Origin of the sequence: Kribbella caucasensis, from assembly GCF_004361855.1 — a bacterium.
GTDB classification, from domain to species: Bacteria; Actinomycetota; Actinomycetes; order Propionibacteriales; family Kribbellaceae; genus Kribbella; species Kribbella caucasensis.
Genome location: NZ_SNWQ01000032.1, coordinates 54629 through 80266 on the forward strand (window position 1 = coordinate 54629; position 25638 = coordinate 80266).

The window sequence follows — 25638 nt, forward strand, 5'->3', positions numbered from 1 at the left end:
GGGTCGATCGGAAATACTGCGACTCGTGACGACAACGATGACGCAGGATGGTTCTGACGGCCCGAGGCCGGCTCGGGCGACGATGAAGGACGTCGCCCTGCTGGCCGGCGTCAGCGTCAAGACGGTGTCGAGAGTCGTCAACGGTGAGCCGGGTGCGTCGACCGCCGTACGGCAGCGGGTGCTGGGCGCCGTGGAGCGGCTCGACTACCGGCACAATCTCGGCGCCAGTACGTTGCGCCGCAAGGACGCCCGGTCCGGCATCGTCGGCGCGTTGCTCCAGGATCTGGGGAACAGCTTCTCCGCCGGCCTGCTGCGTGCGCTCGAGGACGCCCTCCGCGAACCCGGCCTTTCGGTACTGGCCGCAAGTCTCGACGAGGAACCAGAACGTGAGCGCGGCATCGTTTCCGATCTGGTGGCCCGGCGCGCGGACGGGCTGGTGCTGATGCCGGCCACCCATCGACACGAATATCTGATCAGCGAACGCCGGGCCGGACTGCCGGTGGTGTTCGTCGACCGTCGGCCACATGGTCTCGACTGCGACTCGGTGACCGTCGACAACCACGGTGGCGCGAAGCTTGCGACCGCCCATCTTGTCGCGGGTGGCCACCGCCGCATCGCCATGCTGACTGACCTGGAGGAGATCGAGACGGCCGTCGAGCGTCGCGCCGGATATCGCGCGGCGCTGGCGGAGAAGGAGATTGGATTCGCCCCCGAACTCCTGGTCCACGACATCCGGAGTGAAATGGCGGCAGCCCAGGCCGTGACCGCGTTGCTCGACCTGGCCGACCCACCGACCGCCATCGTTGCCGGCCGCAACATCATCACCGTGGGAACGGTCCGCGCGTTGCGGGCGGCGGGGGCGGTCCGTGAAGTCGCGGTGGTCGGATTCGACGACTTCCCGATGGCCGATCTGGTCGAACCTCCACTCACGGTGATCCGGCAGGACGTGCAGCAGATCGGCGCAGAGGTCGCCCGGATCCTCCTCGACCGGCTGAACGGAGCAGGCGGTCCACCGCAGCACGTCGTACTCGAACCCACGCTGATTCAGCGCGGCAGCGGCGAAATCCCACCACGAAGGCCCGGCTGAGGTCCCGTACGGCGTGAGTCAGCGGGCGATGTTGGCTGTTTGGGCTGTGGTGATGGCGATCAGGTCGGTGGGGGAGAGGCCGAGGTCGAGGCCGCGGCGGCCGCCGGAGACGTAGACCTGATCGTGGTCGGTGACGGTTGCGTCGATGACGGTCGGGAGGCGGCGCTTCTGGCCGATCGGGCTGATCCCGCCCACGACGTACCCGGTGGTGCGCTCGGCCGCGGCCGGGTCGGCCATCACGGCCTTCTTTCCGTTCAGCGCGGCCGCGACGGCCTTCAGGTCCAGCTGGCGATCCACCGGTACGACGCCGACCGCGAGCTTGCCGTCGACCTCGACCAGCAGCGTCTTGAACACCTGCTCCGGGGCGAGCCCGAGCGCCTCGGCCGCCTCCAGCCCGTACGACTTCGCGGCCGGGTCGTGCTCGTACGTGTGACTGGTGAACGGCAGTCCGGCCTTGGTCAACGCGACCGTCGCCGGAGTCCCTTGCCCCTGTTTCGTCTTCGCCACAAGCCCTGAGACTACTCAGCCGGCTCGAGCCGTACGCAGCAGTGGCCCGGGGAGCCGCCGAGTTTTGCTTCCAGGCCGGTATCGCCGTAGCCGTCAAGCAGACCCTCGACCAGCCGCAGCGTCATGGTGCAGACGAGAGCCGGGTGGTCCTTCGCCAGCGCGCGGAACGGGCAGTTGGCCAGCGCGACCGCGGCGCCTTCCACCCGGGGCTCGAACCCGTGTTCGTCGAGGATCTGTGTCAGCGGCCGGCCGCTCGCGCCGAACGACTTCCCGTACTGGTGGGCTCGCCGTTCGACCGCCTGCCGTGGCGACCCGCCCGACGCTTCGGCGTCCTCCACCGCACCCGCGAGCAGCCGCCCGGCCACGTCGTACTGGCGGGTCGGCAGGGATACCTCGATCTCGGTGTCCGAGCGGCGGTAGAGCTTGGCGGGCCGTCCGGCGCCCGGTCCGGTCCGGCCGGTACGGCGCTCGTAGACGACCGCCAGCAACCCTTCAGTGGCGAGTTTGTCCAGGTGGAAGGCGGCCGTGTTCCGCGGGATCGCCAGCGCGGTCGCCGCGTCGTCCCGGCCGACTGGGACGGACTGGGCGGCGACGTACTGGTACAGCCGTCGCCGGGTCGGTTCGTCCAGGGCGGCCAGGGCCTGCAGATTCGCCTTCCTGTCCACGTGATGATTCTATCTCCAACATTGGTTGACGAAAGAGTAAACTAGCGGCTTCCTCGGTCTCGACGCTGTGAGGAGCGCGCAGATGACATTGATCCGATCCGAATTCGCCGAACCCGTCACGACGGCGAAGCTGCACGTGGTGGGAGGCCGGCCGGGGATCGACCTGCCCGCGGCGGAGCGGGCGGTGGCGGATCTGCTCAAGGCGCTCGGCCGGGACCCGGACAGCGACCACCTGGCCGACACCCCGCGCCGGGTGGCGAACGCATACGCGGAGATGCTGACGCCGCGCGAGTTCGATCTGACCACGTTCCCGAACGACGAGGGGTACGACGAACTCGTGCTGGCCCGCGACATCCCGGTCCAGTCGTTGTGCGAGCACCACATGCTGCCGTTTCAGGGCGTCGCGCACGTCGGCTACCTGCCGGGCGATCGGATCCTCGGGCTGTCCAAGCTGGCGCGGGTGGTCGAGTTGTTCGCCCGCGATCTGCAGGTGCAGGAGCGGCTGACCAAGCAGGTCGCCGACTGGTTGCAGGATCACCTGGCGCCGAGGGGCGTCGGCGTGGTGATCGAGGCCGAGCACCAGTGCATGTCCCTGCGCGGCGTCCGGGCGGCCGGCTCCCGCACGGTCACGTCTTCGGTCCACGGCACGCTGCGCACAAACCCCGCGAGCCGCCAGGAGTTCTTCGCGCTGACCGGTATCTGACTCAGGCTGTCGCGCCCACCGGCGGGTGGTTGTGGGTGTGCCGGCCGGTGGCGAGGATGTGGGCCACCTCGCCGGGGAGCAGGTCGGTGCCGGGGACCGGTTCCATCTCGGAGACGTCGTGCCAGCGGACCACGGTGGCGCCGCAGTGGCCGTGGACGGCGAGGATGGAGTCGAGGTCCGGCCAGACCGCGGTGGACGGGTTCTGGCCGTGCCAGCGGAGCGCGACGGATCCGTCGGTGAAGACGCATCCTTCGGCTACCACTCCGGTGCCGGAGACACCGCTGATGTCGGTGAAGCGAACGAGTTCGAAGGTTTGGGGTTTCACCTGCGGACCTCTGCGGTCGCGGCTGGAACAGTTGCCATGGTCCTTTCCCCGTGTCGTCGTGGCTGGGTTGCTCGCCACAAACCGGGGACAGGTACGCAGTGTCAGCGGGGAAGGACGGTCTGTAGCGACTCTTTGTCTGCAAATCAAGCTAGAACCAAACCGCGAGACACGCCAGTGGTATCTCCGCGTGTCTCAACCTTCGATCCCACTGGCCGCTCGCCGTGATCGAATGAGTCGTGCTCCTGACCATCGCCACCACCTCCGCGGGCCTCGGTGCGCCTGCGTCCGACCTCGGTTTCCTGCTGCACAAGAACCCGGCGCGACCGCAGTCGCTTGAGGTCGCGGGCGGGACGGCGCAGGTGATCTACCCGGAGGCGACCGAGGAACGCTGTCAGGTGGCGCTCTTGCTGGAGGTGGACCCGATCGCGCTGGTCCGCTCCGGCAAGGGCCGCGCCGCCGAGGGATTCACCCTCGGCCAGTACGTCAACGATCGCCCGTACGCCGCGTCCAGTCTGCTCGCGGTCGCGCTCGGGAAGCTGTTCCGCACCGCGATGAACGGCCGCTGCGACGCCCGTCCCGAATTGGCCGCTCGCCCGATAGGCCTGGAGATCGAGATCCCGGCGCTGCCGTGCAGTGGGGGTCCCGAGCTGGCCGATCGGTTGTTCGGGCCGCTCGGCTGGTCGGTCGAGGCGCGCCCGATCCCGCTCGATCCCGAGATCCCGGAGTGGGGCGATTCGCGGTACGTCGTACTTCGGCTGCGGGGTGCGCTCCGGCTCGCGGACGCGCTGAACCACCTGTACGTCCTGCTCCCGGTGCTCGACGATGCGAAGCATTACTGGGTCGGGTCGGACGAGGTCGACAAGCTGGTCCGGGCCGGCGGCGGCTGGCTCGGCGCGCACCCGGAGAAGGAACTCATCACTCGTCGGTATCTGGCCCACCGTCGCAACCTGACCGACTCCGCTCTCGAGCGACTGGCCGAGGCCGACGGCGCCGTGCTGACCGAGGACGTCGATACCGAGGTGGGCGACGACGGCGGGGTCGTGCCGCTCGCGGTTCAGCGGCGCGCGGCGGTCGTCGACGTACTGCGGGAGCTTGGCGCGCGACGTGTTGCCGATCTCGGGTGTGGTGAGGGATCGCTGGTGGCCGAGTTGCTTCGGGACGGCCGGTACGACGAAGTGGTCGCGACGGATGTGTCGGCGAGGGCGCTGACGTGGGCCGAGCGGCGGCTGCACGTGAACGAGATGTCCGACCGGCAACGTGAACGGCTACGGCTGTTCCAGTCGTCGGTGACGTATGCGGATGCGCGGTTGGTCGGCCTGGATGCCGCCGTACTGATGGAAGTGATCGAACACGTCGATCCGCCGAGGTTGCCCGCGTTGGCCCGCGCGGTGTTCGGGACGGCGCGGCCGGCGAACGTCGTGGTGACGACGCCGAACGCGGAGTACAACGTGCTGTTCGAGTCGTTGCCGGCGGGGGAGTTCCGGCACCCGGATCACCGGTTCGAGTGGACGCGGTCGGAGTTTCGCGAGTGGGCCGACGGGGTCGGGCGGGAGCACGGGTACGACGTGTCGTTCCGTGCGGTCGGCTCGGATGATCCTGAGGTCGGGCCGCCGACTCAGCTCGCGTTGTTTCGGCTGAAGGAGGTTGTGTGATGGGTGTTCTCGAGATTCCCGCACTCAGCCTCGTGCTGCTGGTGGGTGCCAGCGGCTCGGGGAAGTCGACGTTCGCGCGGAAGCATTTCCTTGGTACGGAGGTGATTTCGAGCGACTTCTGTCGTGGGTTGGTTTCCGATGACGAGAACGATCAGGGCGCGACGAAGGATGCCTTCGAGGTGCTGAACTTCATCGCGGGTAAGCGGCTCGCGGCCGGGCGGCTGACGGTGATCGATGCGACGAACGTGCAGCCGGAGGCGCGGCGGGAGTTGGTCGCGCTGGCGCGGGAGCACGATGTGCTGCCGGTGGCGATCGTGCTGGATCCGCCGGAGCGGGTGTGCGTGGAACGGAACGAGCAGCGGGCTGATCGGCAGTTCGGTGCGAAGGTGGTGCAGCGGCAGCGGGCGCAGCTCAAGCGTGGGTTGAAGAGCCTGAAGCGGGAGGGTTTCCGCGGGGTGCACGTGCTGGCTGGGGTCGAGGAGATCGATGCCGTCAGCATCGAACGGACGCGGTTGTTCAACGACCTGACCGACCAGACCGGGCCGTTCGACATCATCGGAGACATCCACGGCTGCCGGGTGGAGTTGGAAAGCCTGCTGGTTGAGCTGGGCTACAAGATCACCAGAGATGAGCTCGGCCGCGCAACAAACGCTGCGTACCCCGATGGTGCGAGAAGAGCTGTGTTTGTTGGGGATCTGGTGGATCGGGGGCCGGATACGCCTGGGGTTTTGCGGTTGGTTATGGGGATGGTTGCTTCGGGCAATGCGTATTGCGTGCCGGGGAATCATGAGGACAAACTGCTTCGGGCGTTGCGGGGGAGGGACGTCAAGGTCACTCATGGGCTGGCTGAGTCGCTCGAGCAGTTGGCGGCCGAGCCGGCGGAGTTCCGGGCGGCTGTGGAGACGTTTGTCGACGGGTTGATCTCGCACTATGTGTTCGACGGCGGCAAGTTGGTGGTGTCGCATGCGGGACTGGTGGAGCGGATGCATGGGCGTGCTTCCGGTCGGGTGCGGGCGTTCTGCTTGTACGGCGAGACCACAGGGGAGACGGACGAGTTCGGCCTGCCGGTGCGGTATCCGTGGGCGCAGGACTACCGCGGTCGCGCGATGGTCGTGTACGGGCACGTCCCGACGCCCGAGCCGGAGTGGATCAACAACACGATCTGCCTGGACACCGGTTGCGTGTTCGGCGGTTCGCTCACCGCGTTGCGCTATCCCGAACGCGAACTGGTCTCGGTCCAGGCCGAGCAGGAGTACTACGCCCCGGCGAAACCGTTGCACGTGGCAACTGCGGCGACGCGTGAGCCCGACGTCCTCGATATCACCGACGTGACCGGCCGGCGGGTGATCGAGACCTCGACCCACGGGCGGCTGAGTGTCCGGGCGGAGCAGGCCGGGGCGGCGTTGGAGGTGATGAGCCGGTTCGCGATCGACCCACGGTTCCTGCTCTACCTGCCGCCGACGATGAGCCCGGTCGGAACGTCACCGGAGCCGGGATTGCTGGAGCATCCGCGGCAGGCGTTCGAGGCGTACCGGGCGCAGGGCGTGACCGAGCTGGTGTGCGAGGAGAAGCACATGGGTTCGCGCGCGGTCGTGCTGCTGACCCGGGATGACGACGTGGCCGAGAAGCGGTTCGGCCTGGCCGGCCGTGGTGCGGTCCACACACGAACGGGACGCTCCTTCTTCGAGCCGACGCTGACCGACGAACTACTCATGCGACTGCGCTCGGTGGTGACCGAGGCGGGGCTGTTCGAGGAGCTCGACACCTCCTGGCTGCTGCTCGACGCCGAACTCCTGCCGTGGAGCGCGAAGGCCGGCGACCTGCTTCGCAACCAGTACGCCGCTGTCGGCGCGGCGGCCCGATCCTCCTTGCCCGCGGCAACGGCTGCGCTGGAGTCGGCGGTCGCGGCCGGGCTCGACGTGACCGATCTGTTGGAGCGGACGAAGCGGCGTACGGTCAATGCGGAGTTGTTCAGTGACGCGTATCGGCGGTACTGCTGGCCGACGGACGGGCTCGACGGGGTCAAGGTGGCGCCGTTCCAGGTGCTCGCGACCGAAGGGGCGACGTACCAGGACAGGCCGCACGCGTGGCACCTCGGGATCGCCGATCGGCTGGTGACCGCGGGGTCCGACGTGTTCACGGCGACGCGGCGGCTGTACGTCGACCAGGATTCGTGGGCCGAAGGGATCGCCTGGTGGGAGGAACTGACCGGCGCCGGTGGTGAGGGCATGGTGGTGAAGCCGGCCGCCAACCTGGTCCGGACGGACAAGGGACTCGCCCAGCCGGGGCTGAAGGTCCGCGGGCAGGAGTACCTGCGGATCATCTACGGCCCCGACTACACCGAGCCGGCGAACTTCGACCGGCTGCGCAACCGGAACCTCGGCCACAAGCGATCCCTCGCGCTCCGCGAGTACGCCCTCGGCCTGGAGTCGCTGGAGCGGGCCGCCCGCGGCGAACCGCTGTGGCGCATCCACGAATGCGTCTTCGCCGTCCTCGCCCTCGAGTCGGAGCCGGTCGACCCACGCCTCTGATCCGTACTCCGCGCGGGTGCCCGTGTGTCCGGCCGGTAAATCCTCGCCGGAATCCCTTGGCATCGGTCGAGCGATCGCCTTAAGGTCAGTGCAATGTCACACAGCACTGGACCCGCCCCGATGAATCCGCCCCCTGCAGAACGCCCAGGCGCCGTCCGGACCAGCGCGGGCGCGGTCACCCCGTTGCGGACCGACGCGGTGGAGCTGACCGGCGGTCTACTCCACGAGTGGCAGCGGCGGAATCGCGTTGCGACCATCCCGCACGCCCTCACCGAGCTGCGCAAGGCCGGCAACCTCGACAACCTGCGCCGCCTGTCCGAGCCGTCGCTCGGCGAGTACCGCGGCCGGTACCCGTTCCTCGACACGGACATCTACAAGACCCTCGAAGGCCTGGCCTACGAGCTCGACCGCTCACCGGGCGCGAAGGAGTTCTACGAGGAGGCCGTCACGCTGCTCGAGCAGGCCCAGGCCGACGACGGGTACCTCAACTCCTTCCTCCAGGACCCGGGCCGGACGAAGCAGCCGTGGGAGGACCTCGGCTGGAGTCACGAGCTGTACAACCTCGGCCACCTGATCCAGGCCGCCGTCGCCGCTAACCGCCAGCTCGACGACCCCCGGCTCCTCACCGTGGCCCGCCGGTTCGCCGATCTCGTCGTGCGGAAGTTCGGCCCGGATGGCGAGGAAGCGATCGACGGGCACCCCGAGGTCGAGATGGCCCTGGTCGAGCTGTACCGCGAGACCGGCGTGGAGGACTACCTCGTCCAGGCCCGGCTCTTCGTCGACCGGCGTGGTCACGGGCACATGAAGCATCCGTTCTTCGCGGCCGAGTACTTCCAGGACAACGTGCCGTTCCGGGAGCTGCCGTCGGTCACCGGGCACGCGGTCCGGATGGCCTACCTCGCCGCCGGTGCGGCCGACGTCCACCTGGAGACCGGGGACGAGTCGTTGCTCGCGGCCCTCGAACGGCTGTGGGACGACATGGTCGCGACCAAGCTCTACCTCACCGGTGGACTCGGCAGCCGGCATGCCGACGAGGCGATCGGCGACCGGTACGAACTCCCGTCCGAGCGTGCCTACAGCGAGACGTGCGCGGCGATCGCGACCATGCAGTGGGCCTGGCGGATGTTCGTTGCCACCGGCAAGTCGTCGTACCTGGATGTGTTCGAAACCATGCTCTACAACGCGTATGCGGTCGGGCTGTCGGCGGACGGGACGGCGTTCTTCTACGACAACCCGCTGCAGCGTCGGCCCGATCACGAGCAGCGCAGCGGAGCCGAGAGTGGTGGGGAACCGTTGCGCCGGTCGTGGTTCGGTTGCCCGTGCTGCCCGCCGAACATCGTCCGCTGGATGGCGCAACTCCAGGATCACCTCGCCGCCGAACGAGACGGCACCCTGTTCATCGGCCATTACGCCGATGCGCGGATCGACGGGGTCAGCATCAGTACGGCGTACCCGTGGGACGGCGAGATCGCCATCACCGTAGAGCATGCACCCAAGGCGTTGGCACTGCGGATCCCGGCGTGGGCCAACGATTTCACGCTCAGCATCAACGGCACGTCATCCGCGATCGAGCCACACGACGGCTGGTTGACGGTCGGTGAGCTGGTTGCCGGAGACAACATCTTGCTCCGGCTCCCGATGGTGCCTCGAGCACATGGCTCACACCCCTATCTGGACGCGACCAGAGGATCGGTCGCCGTCGCACGCGGGCCGCTCGTCTACTGCGTCGAACAGCAGGACGTCTCCGCGGCGGTTGACGACCTAGTCCTGGATCCGGCGGAAGTCACCAAGGCCCGAGCCGTGCCGATGGGCGAGGGCGTGGTCGGCCTGGAGCTGACGACCGGCGTGGCCTCGGAGCCGTCGAGTGAGCTTTACCCAGTCCTGCAAGGGCGTTCGGCGCCTGGCGAGCCGGTCGCACAGGTCGCGGCGACGCTCGTCCCCTACTTCCGCTGGGGAAACCGCGAGCCGGGCGCGATGCGCGTCTGGCTGCGCGGCGCGTGACAACCCAAGTCTTTGGGCTCGCCGAGCCCGCAAACGAAACGGATGGGCAGATGAAGAGAACAACCATGCTGGCGGGGCTGGTGCTGTCCGGCACGTTGGTGCTGAGCGCCTGCTCGGGCAACGCGGCCGGCGGCGAGTCCCAGACCTCGGCCGGGCCGGGTGGGCCGGCGGCGCAGGGCGGTACCGTTCAGGTGCTGGCCAACGCGGCCTTCTCGCACCTCGACCCGGTCCGCGGGTTCGACGGCGGCGTGAACAACTTCTACCGGCTGATCTACCGGACCCTCACCACCCAGGGCGCCGCGCCGGGTACCGAGGGCACCAAGATCGGTCCCGACCTCGCCACCGACACCGGTACGCCGTCCGACGGCGGCAAGACCTGGACCTTCACGTTGAAGGACGGCCTCTTCTTCGAGACGGGTGCGCCGATCACGAGTGCGGACGTCAAGTTCGGTGTGTCCCGCGCCTGGGATCCGGAGATCGGCATCGGTTCGCCGTACGCCAAGCAGCTGATCGACGCACCGGCGAGCTACCAGGGCCCGTACAAGTCGGGTGATCTGCCGACGATCGCGACGCCGGACGCCAAGACGATCGTGTTCCACCTGAAGAAGCCGTTCGCCGACTTCGGCAGCGTCGTCGCGCAGAACACCTTCGTCCCCGTTCCCAAGGGTGCTGGCGCCGGGACCGAGCTGGACTCCAAGCCGATCGCGTCCGGGCCGTACAAGGTCTCGGAGTACAAGGCGGGCGCGTCGCTGAAGCTGGTCCGCAACGACAAGTGGGATGCCAAGACCGATCCGGTGCGCAAGGCGAAACCGGACGGCTTCCAGTGGACCTTCGACCTCGACGGCGCCACCATCGACGAGCGGATGATCGCCGGCCAGGGCACCGACGTCGACGCGATCGCGGGTACGATCCAGGCCGCTACGGTCGCCCGGGTGCAGACCCCGCAGCTCAAGCAGCGCACGCTGACCGGCCTCGGCGGTTGTACGACGTACATGGGGCTGAACACGACCAAGAAGCCGCTGAACGACGTCCGGGTCCGGCAGGCGATCAACTTCGCCGTGAACAAGCAGACCGTGCGCGACGCAGTCGGAGGTTCGACGCTCGCCGAGCTCGCCACCAGCATCCAGCCGCCGACCGTGCTCGGCCGCGTCGACTACGACCCGTACCCGAGCCCCGAGGGCAAGGGTGACGTGGCGGCGGCGCAGAAGCTGCTCACCGAGGCAGGCCTGACGAACGGGTTCACCTTCACCCTGGACACCCGGGCGCAGCCGAAGATGCAGGCGATGGCGGTCGCGATCCAGCAGGCGCTGAAGCCGCTGAAGATCGACGTCAAGATCAACATCATCGACACCTCGACGTACTACGAGGTGATCGGGACCCCGTCGCAGCAGCACGACGCGGCGATCACCGGCTGGTGCCCGGACTGGCCGTCCGGCGCGACCTTCCTGCCGCCGCTGTTCGACGGCCGCAACATCGTGGCCAAGGGCAACTCGAACCTGGCCCAGCTGAACGACCCCGCGGTGAACGCCAAGATCGACGAAATCAGCCAGATCAAGGACGTCAACGCGGCCAACGCGGCGTACGGCGAGCTGGACAAGCAGATCATGGCGCTCGCTCCGGTCGTCCCACTGCTGTACGAGAAGGTACTCACCCTGGTCGGCAGCAACATCGCGGGCGCCTACCTGCACGACGGGTACTCCGGTGGCATCGACCTGGTCTCGGTCGGCCTGACGGACGCCGGGAAGTAGCCGATGACGGTTGCTGGTCCTCGGACCCCGACCCTGCTCGAGGTCGAGGAGGTGGGGCTCGCCGGCGATCCGGGCGGCGGGCCCCCGACCTCGACCGGGCGGATCCTCGGCAAGCTGGCCCGGGACAAGGCCGCGCTGCTGTGCCTGGTGTTCCTGCTGATCGTGGTGCTGATGGCGGTCTTCGCGCCGCTGATCACCAAGCTCAGCGGCTGGGGCCCGGACGAGTTCGACTCGGGCGCGATCAACTCCGATCTCGGCGGTGTCCCGCACGGGTCGCTCGGTGGGATCAGCGGTGAGCACTGGTTCGGGGTCGAGCCGCAGAACGGCCGTGACCTGTTCGCCCGGATCGTGTACGGCGCGCGGGTGTCGATCACGATCGCGCTGTCGGCCACGGTGCTGACCGGGATCCTCGGGGTGGTGTTCGGCCTGCTCGCCGGGTTCTACCGCGGCTGGGTGGATCAGGCGATCTCAAGGGTGATGGACTTCCTGATGGCGTTCCCGGCGCTGATCTTCATGATCGCGATCCTGTCGTCGCTACCGGCCGGGAACCGCCCTGTCCTGCTGGTAGTGGTGATCAGCGCGTTCGGCTGGCCGTACCTCGCCCGGGTGATCCGCGGCCAGACGATGACGTTGGCGAACCGGGAGTTCGTCGAGGCCGCGCGGGCCTCGGGTGCGAAGAACGTGGCGCTGGTGTTCCGCGAGATCCTGCCGAATCTGCGCGGATCGATCATCGTGATGACGACGCTCTCCGTACCGGGTTATATCGGCACCGAGGCGGGTCTGTCGTTCCTCGGGGTCGGGGTGACGCCGCCGACCGCGTCCTGGGGGCAGATGATCTCGAGCTCGGTCAGCTGGTACTCGGTGGACCCGATGTTCTTCGCCATCCCCGGCACGTTCCTGTTCCTCACCGTGCTGTCGCTGACCGTGCTCGGCGACAAGATCCGCTCGGTGATCGACGCTGGAGAGGCCACATGACCCGCTACGTGATCGGCCGGCTCGGCGGGGTGGTGGTGATCCTGCTGGCCGTCTGCCTGTTCACCTACCTGATCTTCTTCAAGCTGTCGCCGGACCCCGCGGTGATGATCTGCGGCAAGACCTGTACGCCGGATCGGATCGACTCGATCCGCGACGTGCTCGGGTTGAACCAGCCGCTGCTGACCCAGTTCTGGGAGTTCCTCCGTGGCATCGTCGCCGGCCGGGACTACGGCACGGTGCACTGCTCGGCGCCCTGTCTCGGGTACAGCTTCCAGACCAACGAGTCGGTGTGGAACATGCTCACCACTCGTCTCCCGGTCAGCATCACGGTCGCGGTCGGGGCCGCCGTACTGTGGCTGCTCGCCGGAGTCGCGGGCGGCCTGATCAGCGCGATCAAACAAGGTACGTGGTGGGACCGGAGTGCGATGGCGCTCGCGCTCACCGGGGTGAGTGTGCCGAACTACGTGCTCGCGCTGGTCCTGCAGTACGTGCTGGTGGTGAAGCTGCAGGTGCTGCCGTTCCCGGCCGCGCCCGCGTTCGCGGACAACCCGGTGCTGTGGTTCGAGTCGTATCTGATGCCGTGGACCGTACTGGCGGTCGGCTACGCCTGCCTGTACGCGCGGTTGACCCGGGCGAACGTGATCGACACGCTGGCCGAGAACTTCCTCCGGACGGCGCGGGCCAAGGGGTTGAGCCGGCCGTTGATCCTCCGCCGGCACGCGTTGCGGCCCGCGCTGACCCCGATCACGACGATCTTCGGGATGGACTTCGCCGGGCTGCTCGGCGGCGCGCTGATCACCGAGACCGTGTTCGGGCTGAACGGGATCGGCAAGCTGGCGGCCGACTCGATCGCGAAGAACGACCAGCCGGTGATCATGGCCGTCACACTGCTCGCCGCGTTCTTCGTTGTCGTCGGCAACGTCGTGGTCGACCTCGTCTACACCGCGCTCGACCCGAGAGTGCGGGTGACCTCGTCATGACCGACGAACTGTTCGTGGTGGAGGACCTCACGGTCACGTTGCCGACCAGTCGCGGGCCGGTCGACGTGGTGAAGGACGTCTCCTTCACCGTCGGCCGGGACGACACGCTCGGCATCGTGGGCGAGTCTGGTTCCGGCAAGTCGATGACGGCGCTGGCCGTACTCGGTCTGCTGCCGCCCGGTGCGCGGACGTCAGGGAGTGTCCGGCTGGACGGCCGGGAGTTGCTCGGTCAGTCCGAGGGGGAGTTGCGGAGCGTTCGGGGCAACGCGATCTCGATGGTGTTCCAGGATCCGTTGTCGTCGCTGAACCCTTATTACACAGTGGGTCTGCAGATCGAGGAGGGGTACCGCGCTCATCGGGGCGGCTCGAAACGTGCTGCCCGCCAGGTGGCGATCGAGGCGATGGAGCGGGTGCGGATTCCGGACGCCGCGCGCCGGGTCGACGACTATCCGCATCAGTTCTCCGGTGGTCAGCGGCAGCGCATCATGATCGCGATGGCGTTGTGCTGTTCGCCGTCGCTGCTGATCGCCGACGAGCCGACCACCGCACTCGATGTCACCGTGCAGGCCCAGATCCTGGAGTTGCTGGCCGAACTCCAGACCCAGACCGGTACCGGGTTGATCTTCATCACCCACGACCTGGCCGTGATCAGCTCGATCGCGCGCCGGGTGCTGGTGATGTGTGCGGGCGATCCGGTCGAGTACGGGACGGCCGAGCAGGTGTTCTCCGACCCGCGGCACGAGTACACCCGCACACTGCTGGATGCGGTACCGCGGATCGACGACGAGGTGATGTTGTGACGCTGTTGCGGGTCCGGGATCTCTCCAAGCAGTTCGTGATTCGCGGGCAAGGTGGTCTGCTGGCGCGGAAGGCGTCGTTCACCGCGGTGGATCAGGTGAGCTTCGACGTCGCGCTCGGCGAGACGCTGGCGATCGTGGGGGAGTCGGGGAGTGGCAAGTCCACGACCGCCCGGATCGCGGCCCGGTTGCTCGACCCGACGAGTGGTTCGGTGGAGTTCGAGGGCGAGGACATCAGTCGCGCCACCGGGAAGGACCTGGCCCGGTTCCGGAACGACGTACAGGTGGTGTTCCAGGATCCGTTCTCGTCGTTGAACCCGCGGTACACGGTGGAGCGGATCGTGACCGCGCCGCTGACGTACCAGGGGATCGCGCCGAAGGGCGGCCGGCGGGCGTTCACCCGGGAGCTGATGGAACGCGTCGGGCTGAACCCGGACCACTCGCAGCGGTACCCGGCCCAGTTCTCCGGCGGGCAGGCCCAGCGGATCGGGATCGCCCGGGCGCTCGCCGTGAACCCGAAACTGGTGATCTGCGACGAGGCGGTGTCCGCGCTGGACGTGTCGATCCAGGCGCAGGTGATCAAGTTGCTGATGCGGCTGCAGCGGGAGAGCGGGTTCAGCTATATCTTCATCGCGCACGACCTGGCCGTGGTCCGGCAGCTGTCGCATCGGGTCGCGGTGATGAGTAAGGGCAGAATCGTGGAACTGGGTTCCCGCGACCAGGTGTTCGGCGAACCGCGGGACGAGTACACGAAGACGCTGCTGGCGGCGGTACCACGGATCAACCCGGAGTGGGACCGGCGCCGGCGTTTGAGTAAGGGGCGATCATGACCAGCTACACCATTCCCGGGATGCACGTCCGCGAGCACTTTGTGGAGGTGCCGCTGGACTGGTTCGACGACACGAATCCGGCGCGCATCACGGTGTTCGCGCGCGAGCTCGTCGATCCACTGCGGAAGGACGAGGAGCTGCCCTGCCTGGTGTTCCTGCAGGGCGGTCCGGGTGGGAAGTCGCCGCGCCCGACCGAGCCGGCCGGGTGGATCGGGCAGGCGTTGAAGACGTACCGCGTGATCCTGCTCGACCAGCGCGGCACAGGACGCAGTACGCCGGTCAGCGGGCGGCTTATGTCGTCCTTCGCGACGGCATCTGAGGCGGCCGACTACCTCGCCTGCTTCCGGGCCAACTCGATCATCGCGGACGCGGAGCACTTGCGGCGGACGGTCTTCGGTGATCGTCCTTGGTCGACGTTGGGGCAGAGCTTCGGGGGATTCCTGACGCTGACGTATCTGTCGCGGGCGCCGGAGGGGTTGACGGCTTGTTATGTCACTGGTGGGCTCGCGGGGGTGGATCCGTCCGCGGCCGAGGTGTACCGGAGGACGTATCCGCGGGTGGCTGCGAAGAACCGGGAGTTCTACCGGCGGTATCCGTTCGAGGTCGAGCGGGTCGGGGCGATCGCGGATCGGCTGGCGGTGGGGGACGTGCGGTTGCCCGATGGGGATTTGCTGACGGTCCGGCGGCTGCAGACGCTGGGGATCGACTTCGGGATGAAGCCCGGGTACGAGCGGATGCACTGGCTGCTCGACGAGGCCTTCTCTGGGGACGAGTTGTCCGAGACCTTTCTCAGCCAGGTGATGGTGCGGTCGTCGTACAGTGACGGGCCGTTGTTCGCGGCGTTGCAGGAGAGCTGCTACGGATCCGGTGAGGGCGCGACCGACTGGGCGGCGGAGCGGGAGCGGTGGGCGCATCCGGAGTTCGCCGAGGAGGCGCGGCCGCTGCTGTTCACCGGGGAGATGATGTACCCCTGGATGTTCGAGGAGATCCGGGTACTACGCCCGTTCCGGGCCGCGGTGGAGCTGTTGGCCGCGCGGTCGTCGTGGAGCCCGTTGTACGACCTGGAGCGGCTGGCGGCGAACGAGGTGCCGGTCGCGGCCGCGGTGTACTTCGACGACATGTACGTCGACTCCGGGCTGCAACTGGACACGGCCGCGCGGGTGGGGAACCTGCAGGCCTGGGTCACGAACGAGTACGAGCACGACGGGATCCAGTCGGACCGGGTGTTCCAGCACCTGACCGACCTGGTCCGCGCGGTCGGCGGCGGCGTACGAGCGGCCTGATCGGGTCTGGTTCCGGAACCGTTGATCGGCAGGGCGTGCGCGGCCGGGCGGTGCCGGTGTATCAGAATGTGGGCGGGTGGACTGAGCTGTCTTAGGCGGCAAAACGGCGAGGGAGGTGACCGGATGTCAGAGGCGATCGGGCCGTTGCCGAGTGTGCGGCGGCTCACGCAGCGGGAGAGCCTGCGGGACAGCGTGGCGAACGCGTTGCGGGCGGCGGTGATCTCCGGCGAGCTGAAGCCGGGTGAGGTCTACTCGGCGCCGACGCTCGGCGCGCGGTTCGGGGTGTCGGCGACGCCGGTCCGCGAGGCGATGCTCGACCTGGTCCGCGAAGGACTCGTGGTCTCACTGCGGAACAAGGGTTTCCGGGTGACCGAGATGTCCGACGACGATCTCGACGACCTGGCCGCGCTCCGGCAGCTGATCGAGCCGCCGACCGTCCGGGACATCACGCCCGTCATCCCGGCCGAGGACTTCCCCCGGCTGCGGGCGCTGGCCGAGGACATCGTGGTCGCGGCCAAGGCCGGCAACCTGATCGACTACATCGAGGCCGACCGGGTCTTCCACGTCACGCTGCTCGCGTACAGCGGAAACCGCCGGCTGGTCGACGTCGTCTCCGACCTCCGCTCCAAGACCCGGCTGCTCGGCCTCAGCCCGCTGGTCGAGAGCGGCCGGCTGGTCCAGTCCGCCGACGAGCACCACGACCTGATGGACCTGATCGAATCCCGCGACGCCGAGGGCGCCGAGGCCCTGATGCGCCACCACATCGGCCACGTCCGGGGCCTCTGGTCAGGCCCCCAGTAGCGTCAGTTCAGCTTGAGGGTGGTTGCCGCGGTGGTGGCGGCCGCTTCGCCGTACGCGGCGGCTAGGCGCTTGAGGAAGGCGGGGCGGTCGAGGGTGTACTCCTGGGTGCCGACGGTCTCGAGGACGGTGGTGGCCAGGGTGCAGCCGACCTGGGCGGCGGCTTCGTGGTCGAGGCCGGCCGCGCGGCCGGTCAGGTAGCCGGCCCGGAAGGCGTCGCCGCCGCCGGTCGGGTCGACCAGGCCGGGAGTCGGGACCGCGGGGATCTTGGCGATGATGCCGTCGGCGGTCTCGATCACGACCCCGTCGCCGCCGTGCGTGGTGATCCGGACGCCGACCCGGTCGAGGATCTCGGCGTGGCTCCAGCCGGTCTTCTGCACCATCAGGCCGGACTCGTACTCGTTGCTGAACAGGTACGTCGCCCCGTCGATCAGCTGCCGGATCTGCTCACCCTCCATCCGGGCAAGCTGCTGCGACGGGTCGGCCGCGACGGCGATCCCGTTCGCCTTGGCCAGCGCGGTGTGCCGGAGCATGCCGTCCGGGTCGTCGGCGCCGATCAGGACCAGGTCGAACCCACCGGACGCGGCGTGGATCGCGCCGAGGTCGAGTTCGCGCGCTTCGGCCATCGCGCCGGTGTAGAAGGATGCGATCTGGTTCGCGTCCAGGTCCGTCGTACAGGTGAACCGGGCGGTGTGCACGTTCTCGCAGACGCGCACGTGGGAGACGTCCACGCCGGCCTCGGTGAGTGCCGCGCCGTACTCCGCGAAGTCGGCGCCGACCGAGCCGATCAGCAGCGACGGGTGGCCGAGCTGGGCCATGCCGTAGCAGATGTTCGCGCCGACCCCACCGCGGTGTACAACCAGTTCGTCGACCAGGAACGACAGCGACACCTTGTGCATCTGCTCTTCGAGGAACTGGTCCTTGAACCGGCCCGGGAACGTCATCAGGATGTCGGTCGCGATCGATCCGGCGACGGCGATACGCATGCGAAGGTCTCCTCGAAGGGGTGGCTGTCGAGCGGTTGGGCAACCAGTAGAGACTACAGGTGACCGGATCACAACGCGGAGGGCGGCAGGACTCGATGGGTAATCAGGTACTGGTAACAGACGAGCTGCACGACTACGTGGTCGGCCACAGCATGCCGCTGGACGAGATCGCGCTGGATCTCCGGGAAGAGACGCAGGGCCTCGGTCGCGCGGCCGTGATGCTGACCACGGCCGACCAGGCCGCGCTGCTGACCACGCTGACCCGGCTGATCTCGGCCAGGCGCGCCGTCGAGATCGGCACCTTCACCGGCTTCTCCGCGCTGGCGATCTCCCGCGGCCTGCCGGACGACGGCGAGCTGATCTGCCTGGACGTGAGCGAGGAGTGGACGTCGATCGCCCGCAAGTACTGGGAGCGGGCCGGCGTCGCGGACAAGATCGACCTGCGGATCGGGGACGCGCACGAGTCGGTCGCCAAGCTGGACGGCGAGTTCGACCTGGCGTTCGTGGATGCCGACAAGTCCGGCTACATCGAGTACTTCGAACGCCTGCTGCCGCTGATCCGCCCGAACGGGCTGTTGTTGTTCGACAACACGCTGGCGGGCGGCCGCGTGGTCGGCGTACACGAGGAAGACCCGGTGGACCGCAAGGAGTTCAACGCGCACATCGCCAACGACGACCGGGTCGACGTGGTCATCCTCGGCATCGGCGACGGGTTGACCCTGGTCCGCAAGCGGTGACGAAGCCCGCACCCCGGCTCGCGGTCGAGGGCCTGCGGCACCTGTACGCCGAACGCGCGGTGATCGAGGACCTGACGTTCACCCTCGGGGCCGGCCAGGCAATCGCCCTGGTCGGCCCGAACGGGTCCGGCAAGACCACCGTGCTGCGCTGCATCGTCGGATCGGCCGAGCCGGCGGCCGGGAAGATCCTGCTCGACGGGTTGCCGATCGACGAGCGCGCCGAGGTGGTCCGGCGCGACGTCGCGGCGCTGCTCGACGACCTCGACTTCTTCCCGGATCTGACGGCCGCCGAACACCTGGACCTGATGGCCCGGGCGCACGGCAACCCCGAGCCGGAGGATCTCGTCGACACCCTGCTCGACGACGTCGGCCTGCTCGCGGCCGCCGACCAGTTGCCGGGTTCGCTGTCGTCCGGCCAGCGGCGGCGGCTCGCGCTGGCGACCGCGTTGGTCCGGCCGCGGAAGCTGCTGGTTCTCGACGAACCCGAGGCACGGCTCGACACCGCGGGTGTGGCCTGGCTGTCCGAACGGCTGCAGGAGGAGAAGGCGGCCGGCACCTCGGTGCTGTTCGCGAGCCACGACCCGGAGCTGGTGGAGGCCGTGGCGGACGAATCCGTCGAACTCACCCCGCTGCCATGACTTCTGAGGGGCCGGTCGTCTTCGATCCGGCGGACTTCGGCGCGATCCCGGCGGCGAAGGAACTGCGGCGCTGGATGCGGAAGGTGCGCCGGGGGAAGGCGGACCGGACGTTCTGGCAGCAGTTCGAGGACATCTACCTGGTGATCTTCGCGCTCGTCATGGTCGGCGCGACCGGCGGCAACGTCATCCTGCACCTCAACGAGAAGTCAGCCGCCTGTACGTCGGCCTCGTGCTCCTGGCTGCTCGACACGGTGCCGTGGATCCTGATGCCGCTGCTGACCTCGTGGATGCTGCGCGTCCTGTTGAGCGTCGGCCCGGTCTCCGCGTCTCGCGCCACCGGTTTCTGGCTCCTCGCGACCCCCGTCGATCGCGCGGCGCTCCTGCGGCCGACGTACAGGCTGGTGATCGGGGTGGCAGCGGTTGTGGGCGCGTTGGCCGCACTGATCGGCTTCGCCTTGTTCGGGGCGGCCTGGTCGTTGGTGGGCGAAGCCGCGCTCCTCACCATCGTGTTGCTGACCTGTACCGCGTGCGCCACGGTCTGGGCGCAACAGTCCGCCTCACGCAGCCGGTGGGCCCTCCGCATCGCCGACGGCCTGCTGCTGGCCGCCACTGTGCCCGCTGTGGTGCTCGCAACCCGGCCCGAGGCGAATACCCAGAACACCACCGCGTTCGTGGGCGTCGCCTATATCGGCCCCTATGACAGCACGCAGTTCAGCCCGCCGTTCGTGACCACCTACGGGTTCCGGCTGCTGGTGATCGGTCTTGTCGCGCTGCTCGTCTGTGGTGTGCTGGTTGTCGTCACGGCACAGACACTCGACAAGCTCAGCCGGCAGAGTGTCGTCGCCGGTGGTGAGCTGCTGGCCGGTATGGCGGGCGCCGCGATCACCATGGACGTCGGCCTGCTCGCCGACGTGGTCTCCGGCCGCCACTGGCGTCAGGTGGGTCGCCTGCACTCACGTCGCGGGCGCAGCTCCCACGTCCAGGCGATCATGCATCGCGAGTTCCTCCGCATCCTCCGCTGGCCCCGCCGCCTGATCGTCGGCTTCGGTCTGCTGGTGGTCCCGTACGCCGTCGCCGGCACCGGGTACGACGTACTGGTCCCTCTCGCCGCCGCCTTCGCAGGCTTCATCGCCACGCGTCCCCTGATGGACGGACTCCGATCGGTCAGCCGCTCCACCGGCCTGGTCCGTGCCCTGGGCATGGATCTCCGCGATCTACGCGTCGCCATGTCCCTGGTACCGGCACTCTTCGTCATCCTCTGGACCGCCCTGGCCCTGCCCGCACTCGGGGACGCCGCCACCGCTTTCGCCGTCGGCGCCGGGATCCTCACCGGCGTGATCCGCCAGGCCTCCGCCAAGCCCCCGTCCTACGCCGGCCCTCTTGTCGCCTCGCCGATGGGCGCCATCCCACCCGGCCTCTTCTCCCAACCCATCCGAGGCTTCGACCTCCTCCTACTCTGCCTGGTCCCAGTCCTCCTCAGCTGGAGCCCCACCTGGCGCCTGGTCATCCCCGGCTTCGTCCTGGCCCTGATGTTCGCCATCAAACCGAGACAACCCGCGTAAGAATGGGGGGATGGACGCGGGTGTGAAGTGGTTGCTTGGGTCTGATGAGCCGGCTGTGCGGAATATGGTGCGGCGGGATTTGCTGGGGGAGCAGGCGAGCGAGGACGTGCTGGCCGGGGCCAAGGTGCAGGCGTTGCTGGGTGGGGATCCCAAGAAGAATCCGTACAGCAAGTACTCCGGAGCGCATTGGCGGATTGTGTCGATGGTGGAGCTGGAGGTGCCGGCGGGGGAGCCGCGGGCGATGGAGGCGGCCGAGCAGGTGCTGACCTGGATCGCGAACCCGCGGCGGCGTAAGGCGACTGTGGTCAACGGGTTGCCGCGGCGGTGCGGGTCGATGGAGGGGAACGCGTTGGCGGCCTGCTGCCGGCTCGGGCTGGCGGGCGATCCGCGGGTGCAGTGGCTGGCGGAGGGCCTCCTGGAGTGGCAGTGGCCCGACGGCGGGTGGAACTGCGACACGAAGGCGACCGGTCGCCGCTCCTCCTTCCATGAGTCCCACGCACCCGCCTGGGGACTCCATGAGTACTACGAAGCGACGGGCGACACCGCGGCCCGCGAGGGCGCAATACGGGCTGGGGAGTTGTTCCTGGAGCACCGGGTGTTCCGGCGGCTGTCCACTGGTGCTCCGATCAACCGGCGATGGTTGCAGCCGAGCTATCCGCCGTACTGGCACTACGACATCCTCCAAGCGCTGCTGGTGTTGTCCCGGCTCGGCCTGGCGAAGGACGAGCGGGCGTCCGACGCACTGGACGAGTTGGAGACGCAGCGGCAACCGGACGGGCGGTGGCACGCCAGACTGCAGTGGTGGCGACCCGCCCCGGCCAACAGCAGTCAGGACGTGGTCGATTGGGGTCACAAGGGCCCGAGCGAGATGCTCACCCTCAACGCCCTGCGGGTACTGCGGGCCGCAGGGCGCTGAGGCAAGCAGCTACGGGTAATTGACCCACTCGGCGACGTTGGTGGTCGAGTTGGACGGCCCGCCGGTGTTGTTGATGATGTGAGCGATGGTGCCCCGGCCGCCGAGCGACACGGTCACCATGTTGTGGAACTTCACGCCCGGTTTGTTCGGCACCTCGAACGCCCGCTCCGCGACGATGCTGGCGTCGCTGGTGAAGACGCAGTAGCTGCCCAGCCCCCACGCCTCATGTGTGGTGACCGAGTCCGCGACCTTGTACGCCGCATAGCCGCGGGTCGAGCCGTTCATCCAGGCGGCCTGGTTCGGCGGGTCGTACGGCATCTCGTTCTGGTAGAAGTACGTCCTTCCACCGTTGCCGTTCCAGATCGTCTGGTACTTCTGGTAGTGCTCGACGAACAACCCGTACGCCGTGACGTGGTCGCCGTTGACCACCAGCCCGGTGTCGGCCGTGTTCGTGTTCCAGCCGACGCCGTACGCGTGGTCGCCGCGCCACAACCAGGTGTGGTCGAGGATCACGTCGTCGCTGTTGATCCGCAACGTCTCGGTCGCCTTGCCGACCGCGGAACCCCCGATCCGGAAGTACACATCGTGCAGCGAGGTCGGGTTGGCGGAGTGATCGGCGGACGAGCCGGTCGACCCGAGTTCCATCAGCAGTGGCGAGTTCGTCGGCGCCGCGTCGATCAGCAGACCGGCGATCTTCACGCCGTCCACATCCGCGACCGAGATCGACGTGGTCCCGTTCGTTGGCATCAGGGTCGCCAGGCCGAGACCGAGGACGACGGTGTCGGCGCGGGTGATTCGCAGCGAGTCGCTCAACCTGTAGACGCCAGGGGTGAACAGGAGATCCTTGCCGGCGGCAAGTTCCGCGTTGAGGGTTGCCGCTGTAACACCGGGCTTGGCGATGTAGAACTGGCTGATCGGCAACGACTGGCCGGCCGGGGTGCCGTTGGTCCAGGTCGGTCCGGCCGAGTTCGCCTTCAGTGCCGGGACGAACACCTTGTACGCGCCGGCATTGTCGATGTACAGGTACGGCTTCTCCCGGATGATCGGGGTCTGCGCGATCTTGGTGTACGGCGGATTCGGGAACGTGCCGGCTGGGGCGTTGAGCGCGCCGACGAAGACCATGTTCCAGTTCTCGCCGGTCCAGCTGCCCCAGTTCGTGTTCCGGGACAGCCACTGCTGCTGGCTGCCCGACCGGACCTGGCCGTCGACCACGGTGTCGGCCATGAACCCGCCGCTCGACCAGCCGCCGTCGTCCAGTGCGAGGTTGCCGCGCAGATGCATCCGCCGATACGCCGACGCCTGGCTGACGGCCCAGCGGTCCAGTCCGCCGGGTGGGTTGACGGCGAGACCTTCGGCGCCGCGCCAGAAGTTGTGGGTCGCGTTCTGCGGCGGGAACCAATCGGCTTCGACGTGCACGGCGCCGTTGATGTTCACGCTGTCCGGGGTCAGGCCGAGACCGGCGACCTGGGTGAAGAAGCCGACGTTCGCGCTGACGTTGTAGGTGCCGGGCTTGAACAGCAACGCGTACCGCTGTTCGCCGTACTGGTTGGTCTCCTGCTGGTTGAAGACCTGGTCGAGCCGGGCCTGGATCTGGCTCGCGGGCATCGACGGGTCGAAGACCGACACGTTCGGCCCGAGGTCCGGCGTACCGGGTGGGTTGGTCGGGGGAGTGCCGTCCACAGGCGTGATCCTGAAGGATTGGGCGGCCGTGCCGTTGCAGGTGTACTGCTGCAACTGGACGCTGTCCGCGGTCGAGGCGGACGGGACGTCGAGGCACTTGCCGCTGTTGCGGTTGACGAGGTGGTAGGCGCCGTCGGCCTCCTCGACCGGCTGCCACTGCTGGTTGAGACCGTTGCCGTAGGCCCACAATTGGATCGGGGCGCTGTCGGCGGTGGAGACTCCGGTGACGTCGAGGACCTGGGCGGCGTTGTTGCGCGCGTTGATCCGGACGTAGCCGTCACTGGTCGGCTGGAACTGCCATTGCTGGGCGGTGCTGTTGTTGCACGCGTACTGCTGTACGGCGGTCCCGTTGGGGGTTGCCGCGGCGCGGGCGTCGACGCACTTGCCGCTGTGCTTCGCGGCGACCGTGTTCCAGCCGGTGGGGGAGATCGCGGCGGTCGCGTCGGGGGACGCGACGACGGTCAGGAAGGTCGCGATCACCGCGGCGACGAGGGCTGTGGTGATCGCGACGAATCGGCGACTTCGGGCAGGGGAGGTGGGACGGAGTGGGGCGCCTCCGGACATGAGCGGCTCTCCTCAGAAGCTCTGGGAATGCGCATTCGAGCGCAGTGCTCCCAAGGAAAACCCAACTTCTCTACTTAATTCAAGACCCTGATTAAGTCTGCGGTGGTTTCGGAACCGCTCCCGGATCCGCGGGGTCGACCGGATCGATCGGGTCAACGGGGTCCACCGGGTCCGCGGGGTCCGCCGGCTCTGGGGCGAGCGGCGGGATCGTCGTGGTCTGGGGGAGGGCCTCGAGGATGGCGTTGAAGCGGCGGACGTAGTCGGCGTACCGGCCCGCCTCCTGGTTCACCAGTCCCTGCACCCGGCGGGAGAGGTCGGCGTACCGGCCTTCTTCCTGGTCGATCAGGCCCTGCACCCGATTCGCCAGATCGGCGTACCGCTGCGCCTCCGCCGTCTGGAACTTCCTCAGTTCGGCGAGTACCTCGTCGGCGTTTGCCATGTCATCTCCATCAGGGCCGGCCCGCAGTACGGCGGCCAGGTCGGTGCGGAACTTGTTCATCGGGCAGAAGCCCGGGTCGCTCTTGCGACGGGTGTGCTCGCGGTGCGCGATCACCGACAACGCGGACCAGCCGTGGAAGTCGCAGATCGCGGCCGTATACAGCAACGACGTGCGGTACGCAGCCGCCGACATCGCGCGGGCGCCGTCGTACCGGATCTCGTTGCCGTAGTAGTACATGTTGCCGTTGACACCATCGGGCCCGGGCTGGAGTTCGGCCGCGTAGCCGCGATAGTCCTCGGCCATCACATGGTTCAACGTGGACAGCGAGCCGGAGCCGGCGTGGTTCGCCCGCCCGACCGCGCCCAGATGCAGATCGCCGTCCGCGTCGGTCGCGACGTTGCACAGCGGCCCCGGAATGCCATCCTCGGGACGACCGCGAACGAACAAGAAGTTCAAGTAATCATCGGACTGCGAGTTGCTGCCGGTGTGGTGCAGCATGATCCCGCGCGCGTCCGTGATCCCACCAGGCCGGCCACGAGTCCGCCAGCCCGGATACTCCTTGAACCTCACCCCCCACTTCCGCAGCGCCCCCACCAGTTGATCAGCCGTCATCGGCCTGGCCAAAACAACACCTCACCCATTCGCCTCACGCGACAACCGTTGGTAACGCCCAGTGGCGAGCTTCTCACTCCAAGTCGTTCCCCGTCCACCCGGGCACTGAAACCTCGGGGCCTAAGGAACCTACTCAGCCCCGGGTGCACCGTCGAGCGATTCAGGCAAACTCTGCGTGAAGGATCATCACACCCCCACCGCCAACCGCACCACTACCAGGTCGCCGACGTCGATCCCTTCAGCCCTCCGCACGTCGGCCTTCACCGGCACGATGTAGCCCCCGTCCTTCGGCCACAACGACGTCTTCCACCCGGTCTCACCGATCCGCGCCGCGACTGGGATCATCCCCCACCCGTAACTCACGAACGCCGACGTCGCCTCCAACTGCTGACAGTCATCCTCCGGCACACTCACAAAGTGCCACGGCGCCGGCCCCCGCCAAAACCACAACTCCCCACTGAACTCCAACTCCATCCGCTCAGGATAAGGACCGCCCGGTCATTTGGCCGGTGTCGTGCCGCCAGCCTGTACATTTCGACAGACATCCCAGGAGCTTAGGTGTCAAGCTGCGAGGGTTTCGGCGCGGTGTGACCAGGCGGTTGTTTCGTCGTAGAGGGTGCCG

The 25638-nt window shown here is 68.1% G+C and carries 23 protein-coding genes; 16 read left to right on the forward strand and 7 right to left on the reverse strand.

Features of this window, described 5'->3' with window-relative positions:
• Positions 1–25: 25 nt before the first annotated feature.
• Positions 26–1087: a LacI family DNA-binding transcriptional regulator gene (locus tag EV643_RS39255; RefSeq protein WP_202869965.1), complete on the forward strand. Its 1062-nt coding sequence runs from the start codon at positions 26–28 to the stop codon at positions 1085–1087.
• Between the two features lie 18 nt (positions 1088–1105).
• Here EV643_RS39255 and ybaK read toward each other — a convergent pair whose 3' ends face one another.
• Positions 1106–1594, reverse strand: coding sequence for a Cys-tRNA(Pro) deacylase (ybaK, locus tag EV643_RS39260; protein ID WP_133805304.1), 489 nt, complete (start codon positions 1592–1594; stop codon positions 1106–1108).
• 11 nt (positions 1595–1605) lie between these two features.
• Positions 1606–2259, reverse strand: a complete 654-nt coding sequence (locus EV643_RS39265; protein ID WP_133805305.1) for a helix-turn-helix transcriptional regulator — start codon at positions 2257–2259, stop codon at positions 1606–1608.
• 82 nt (positions 2260–2341) lie between these two features.
• Between EV643_RS39265 and folE the strand changes: the two genes are divergently transcribed.
• Entirely contained in the window at positions 2342–2962 is a 621-nt protein-coding gene (folE, locus tag EV643_RS39270) for a GTP cyclohydrolase I FolE (protein ID WP_133805306.1), read from the forward strand.
• Position 2963: 1 nt separating this feature from the next.
• Here folE and EV643_RS39275 read toward each other — a convergent pair whose 3' ends face one another.
• On the reverse strand, positions 2964–3287 hold the full coding sequence (locus tag EV643_RS39275) for a hypothetical protein (RefSeq protein ID WP_133805307.1): 324 nt from the start codon (positions 3285–3287) through the stop codon (positions 2964–2966).
• Positions 3288–3523: 236 nt separating this feature from the next.
• Between EV643_RS39275 and EV643_RS39280 the strand changes: the two genes are divergently transcribed.
• From EV643_RS39280 to EV643_RS39325, 10 genes are all read left to right on the forward strand, one after another.
• On the forward strand, positions 3524–4939 hold the full coding sequence (locus EV643_RS39280; protein WP_133805308.1) for a 3' terminal RNA ribose 2'-O-methyltransferase Hen1: 1416 nt from the start codon (positions 3524–3526) through the stop codon (positions 4937–4939).
• Positions 4939–7470, forward strand: coding sequence for a polynucleotide kinase-phosphatase (locus EV643_RS39285; protein ID WP_133805309.1), 2532 nt, complete (start codon positions 4939–4941; stop codon positions 7468–7470). Before EV643_RS39280 ends, EV643_RS39285 begins: the two co-directional genes overlap by 1 nt.
• 93 nt (positions 7471–7563) lie before the next feature.
• Positions 7564–9471, forward strand: a complete 1908-nt coding sequence (locus EV643_RS39290; RefSeq protein WP_238166117.1) for a glycoside hydrolase family 127 protein — start codon at positions 7564–7566, stop codon at positions 9469–9471.
• A 50-nt stretch (positions 9472–9521) separates the two neighbouring features.
• Entirely contained in the window at positions 9522–11219 is a 1698-nt protein-coding gene (locus tag EV643_RS39295) for an ABC transporter substrate-binding protein (protein WP_238166118.1), read from the forward strand.
• Between the two features lie 3 nt (positions 11220–11222).
• The gene (locus EV643_RS39300) at positions 11223–12194 is read left to right on the forward strand and encodes an ABC transporter permease (RefSeq protein ID WP_133805310.1); all 972 of its coding nucleotides are present in this window, start codon (positions 11223–11225) and stop codon (positions 12192–12194) included.
• On the forward strand, positions 12191–13174 hold the full coding sequence (locus EV643_RS39305; RefSeq protein WP_133805311.1) for an ABC transporter permease: 984 nt from the start codon (positions 12191–12193) through the stop codon (positions 13172–13174). The genes EV643_RS39300 and EV643_RS39305 overlap by 4 nt, the downstream gene beginning before the upstream one ends.
• Positions 13171–13974 (forward strand): ABC transporter ATP-binding protein, encoded by an 804-nt coding sequence (locus EV643_RS39310; protein WP_133805312.1) that lies wholly within the window; start codon positions 13171–13173, stop codon positions 13972–13974. Before EV643_RS39305 ends, EV643_RS39310 begins: the two co-directional genes overlap by 4 nt.
• The gene (locus EV643_RS46585) at positions 13971–14801 is read left to right on the forward strand and encodes an ABC transporter ATP-binding protein (RefSeq protein ID WP_133805313.1); all 831 of its coding nucleotides are present in this window, start codon (positions 13971–13973) and stop codon (positions 14799–14801) included. The genes EV643_RS39310 and EV643_RS46585 overlap by 4 nt, the downstream gene beginning before the upstream one ends.
• Complete coding sequence (locus EV643_RS39320) at positions 14798–16084, forward strand: alpha/beta fold hydrolase (protein WP_133805314.1); 1287 nt, start codon at positions 14798–14800, stop codon at positions 16082–16084. Before EV643_RS46585 ends, EV643_RS39320 begins: the two co-directional genes overlap by 4 nt.
• Positions 16085–16207: 123 nt before the next feature.
• The gene (locus EV643_RS39325) at positions 16208–16885 is read left to right on the forward strand and encodes a GntR family transcriptional regulator (RefSeq protein WP_133805315.1); all 678 of its coding nucleotides are present in this window, start codon (positions 16208–16210) and stop codon (positions 16883–16885) included.
• 2 nt (positions 16886–16887) lie between these two features.
• On the opposite strand, the gene EV643_RS39330 is transcribed toward EV643_RS39325, so the two are convergent.
• Complete coding sequence (locus EV643_RS39330; RefSeq protein WP_133805316.1) at positions 16888–17868, reverse strand: carbohydrate kinase family protein; 981 nt, start codon at positions 17866–17868, stop codon at positions 16888–16890.
• A gap of 59 nt (positions 17869–17927) precedes the next feature.
• Between EV643_RS39330 and EV643_RS39335 the strand changes: the two genes are divergently transcribed.
• The 4 genes from EV643_RS39335 (at position 17928) to EV643_RS39350 (ending at position 21721) form a co-directional block, all read left to right on the forward strand.
• The gene (locus tag EV643_RS39335; protein WP_238166119.1) at positions 17928–18605 is read left to right on the forward strand and encodes an O-methyltransferase; all 678 of its coding nucleotides are present in this window, start codon (positions 17928–17930) and stop codon (positions 18603–18605) included.
• Positions 18602–19243, forward strand: coding sequence for a heme ABC exporter ATP-binding protein CcmA (gene ccmA / locus EV643_RS39340; RefSeq protein WP_133805317.1), 642 nt, complete (start codon positions 18602–18604; stop codon positions 19241–19243). The genes EV643_RS39335 and ccmA overlap by 4 nt, the downstream gene beginning before the upstream one ends.
• Entirely contained in the window at positions 19240–20805 is a 1566-nt protein-coding gene (locus EV643_RS39345; protein WP_133805318.1) for a DUF6297 family protein, read from the forward strand. The genes ccmA and EV643_RS39345 overlap by 4 nt, the downstream gene beginning before the upstream one ends.
• Before the next feature lie 64 nt (positions 20806–20869).
• Positions 20870–21721 (forward strand): glycoside hydrolase family protein, encoded by an 852-nt coding sequence (locus tag EV643_RS39350; RefSeq protein WP_238166123.1) that lies wholly within the window; start codon positions 20870–20872, stop codon positions 21719–21721.
• Between the two features lie 9 nt (positions 21722–21730).
• Here the strand turns inward: EV643_RS39350 and EV643_RS39355 are convergent, their stop codons facing one another.
• The 3 genes from EV643_RS39355 to EV643_RS39365 form a co-directional block, all read right to left on the reverse strand.
• The gene (locus EV643_RS39355; protein WP_133805320.1) at positions 21731–23965 is read right to left on the reverse strand and encodes an RICIN domain-containing protein; all 2235 of its coding nucleotides are present in this window, start codon (positions 23963–23965) and stop codon (positions 21731–21733) included.
• Between the two features lie 91 nt (positions 23966–24056).
• Entirely contained in the window at positions 24057–25016 is a 960-nt protein-coding gene (locus tag EV643_RS39360; RefSeq protein WP_133805321.1) for a peptidoglycan recognition protein family protein, read from the reverse strand.
• 186 nt (positions 25017–25202) lie between these two features.
• Positions 25203–25490 carry a DUF1905 domain-containing protein gene (locus tag EV643_RS39365; RefSeq protein WP_133805322.1) on the reverse strand — a complete coding sequence of 96 codons (288 nt, stop codon included), beginning with the start codon at positions 25488–25490 and terminating at the stop codon, positions 25203–25205.
• Positions 25491–25638: the final 148 nt, after the last annotated feature.

Coding starts and splice junctions, on each gene's coding strand:
- folE (WP_133805306.1), top strand. CDS start 2,342: ATGACATTGATCCGATCCGAATTCGCCGAACCCGTCACGACGGCGAAG.
- EV643_RS39285 (WP_133805309.1), top strand. CDS start 4,939: ATGGGTGTTCTCGAGATTCCCGCACTCAGCCTCGTGCTGCTGGTGGGT.
- EV643_RS39290 (WP_238166117.1), top strand. CDS start 7,564: ATGTCACACAGCACTGGACCCGCCCCGATGAATCCGCCCCCTGCAGAA.
- EV643_RS39295 (WP_238166118.1), top strand. CDS start 9,522: ATGAAGAGAACAACCATGCTGGCGGGGCTGGTGCTGTCCGGCACGTTG.
- EV643_RS39300 (WP_133805310.1), top strand. CDS start 11,223: ATGACGGTTGCTGGTCCTCGGACCCCGACCCTGCTCGAGGTCGAGGAG.
- EV643_RS39305 (WP_133805311.1), top strand. CDS start 12,191: ATGACCCGCTACGTGATCGGCCGGCTCGGCGGGGTGGTGGTGATCCTG.
- EV643_RS39310 (WP_133805312.1), top strand. CDS start 13,171: ATGACCGACGAACTGTTCGTGGTGGAGGACCTCACGGTCACGTTGCCG.
- EV643_RS39320 (WP_133805314.1), top strand. CDS start 14,798: ATGACCAGCTACACCATTCCCGGGATGCACGTCCGCGAGCACTTTGTG.
- EV643_RS39325 (WP_133805315.1), top strand. CDS start 16,208: ATGTCAGAGGCGATCGGGCCGTTGCCGAGTGTGCGGCGGCTCACGCAG.
- EV643_RS39330 (WP_133805316.1), bottom strand. CDS start 17,868: ATGCGTATCGCCGTCGCCGGATCGATCGCGACCGACATCCTGATGACG.
- EV643_RS39345 (WP_133805318.1), top strand. CDS start 19,240: ATGACTTCTGAGGGGCCGGTCGTCTTCGATCCGGCGGACTTCGGCGCG.
- EV643_RS39350 (WP_238166123.1), top strand. CDS start 20,870: ATGGTGCGGCGGGATTTGCTGGGGGAGCAGGCGAGCGAGGACGTGCTG.
- EV643_RS39355 (WP_133805320.1), bottom strand. CDS start 23,965: ATGTCCGGAGGCGCCCCACTCCGTCCCACCTCCCCTGCCCGAAGTCGC.
- EV643_RS39360 (WP_133805321.1), bottom strand. CDS start 25,016: ATGACGGCTGATCAACTGGTGGGGGCGCTGCGGAAGTGGGGGGTGAGG.
- EV643_RS39365 (WP_133805322.1), bottom strand. CDS start 25,490: ATGGAGTTGGAGTTCAGTGGGGAGTTGTGGTTTTGGCGGGGGCCGGCG.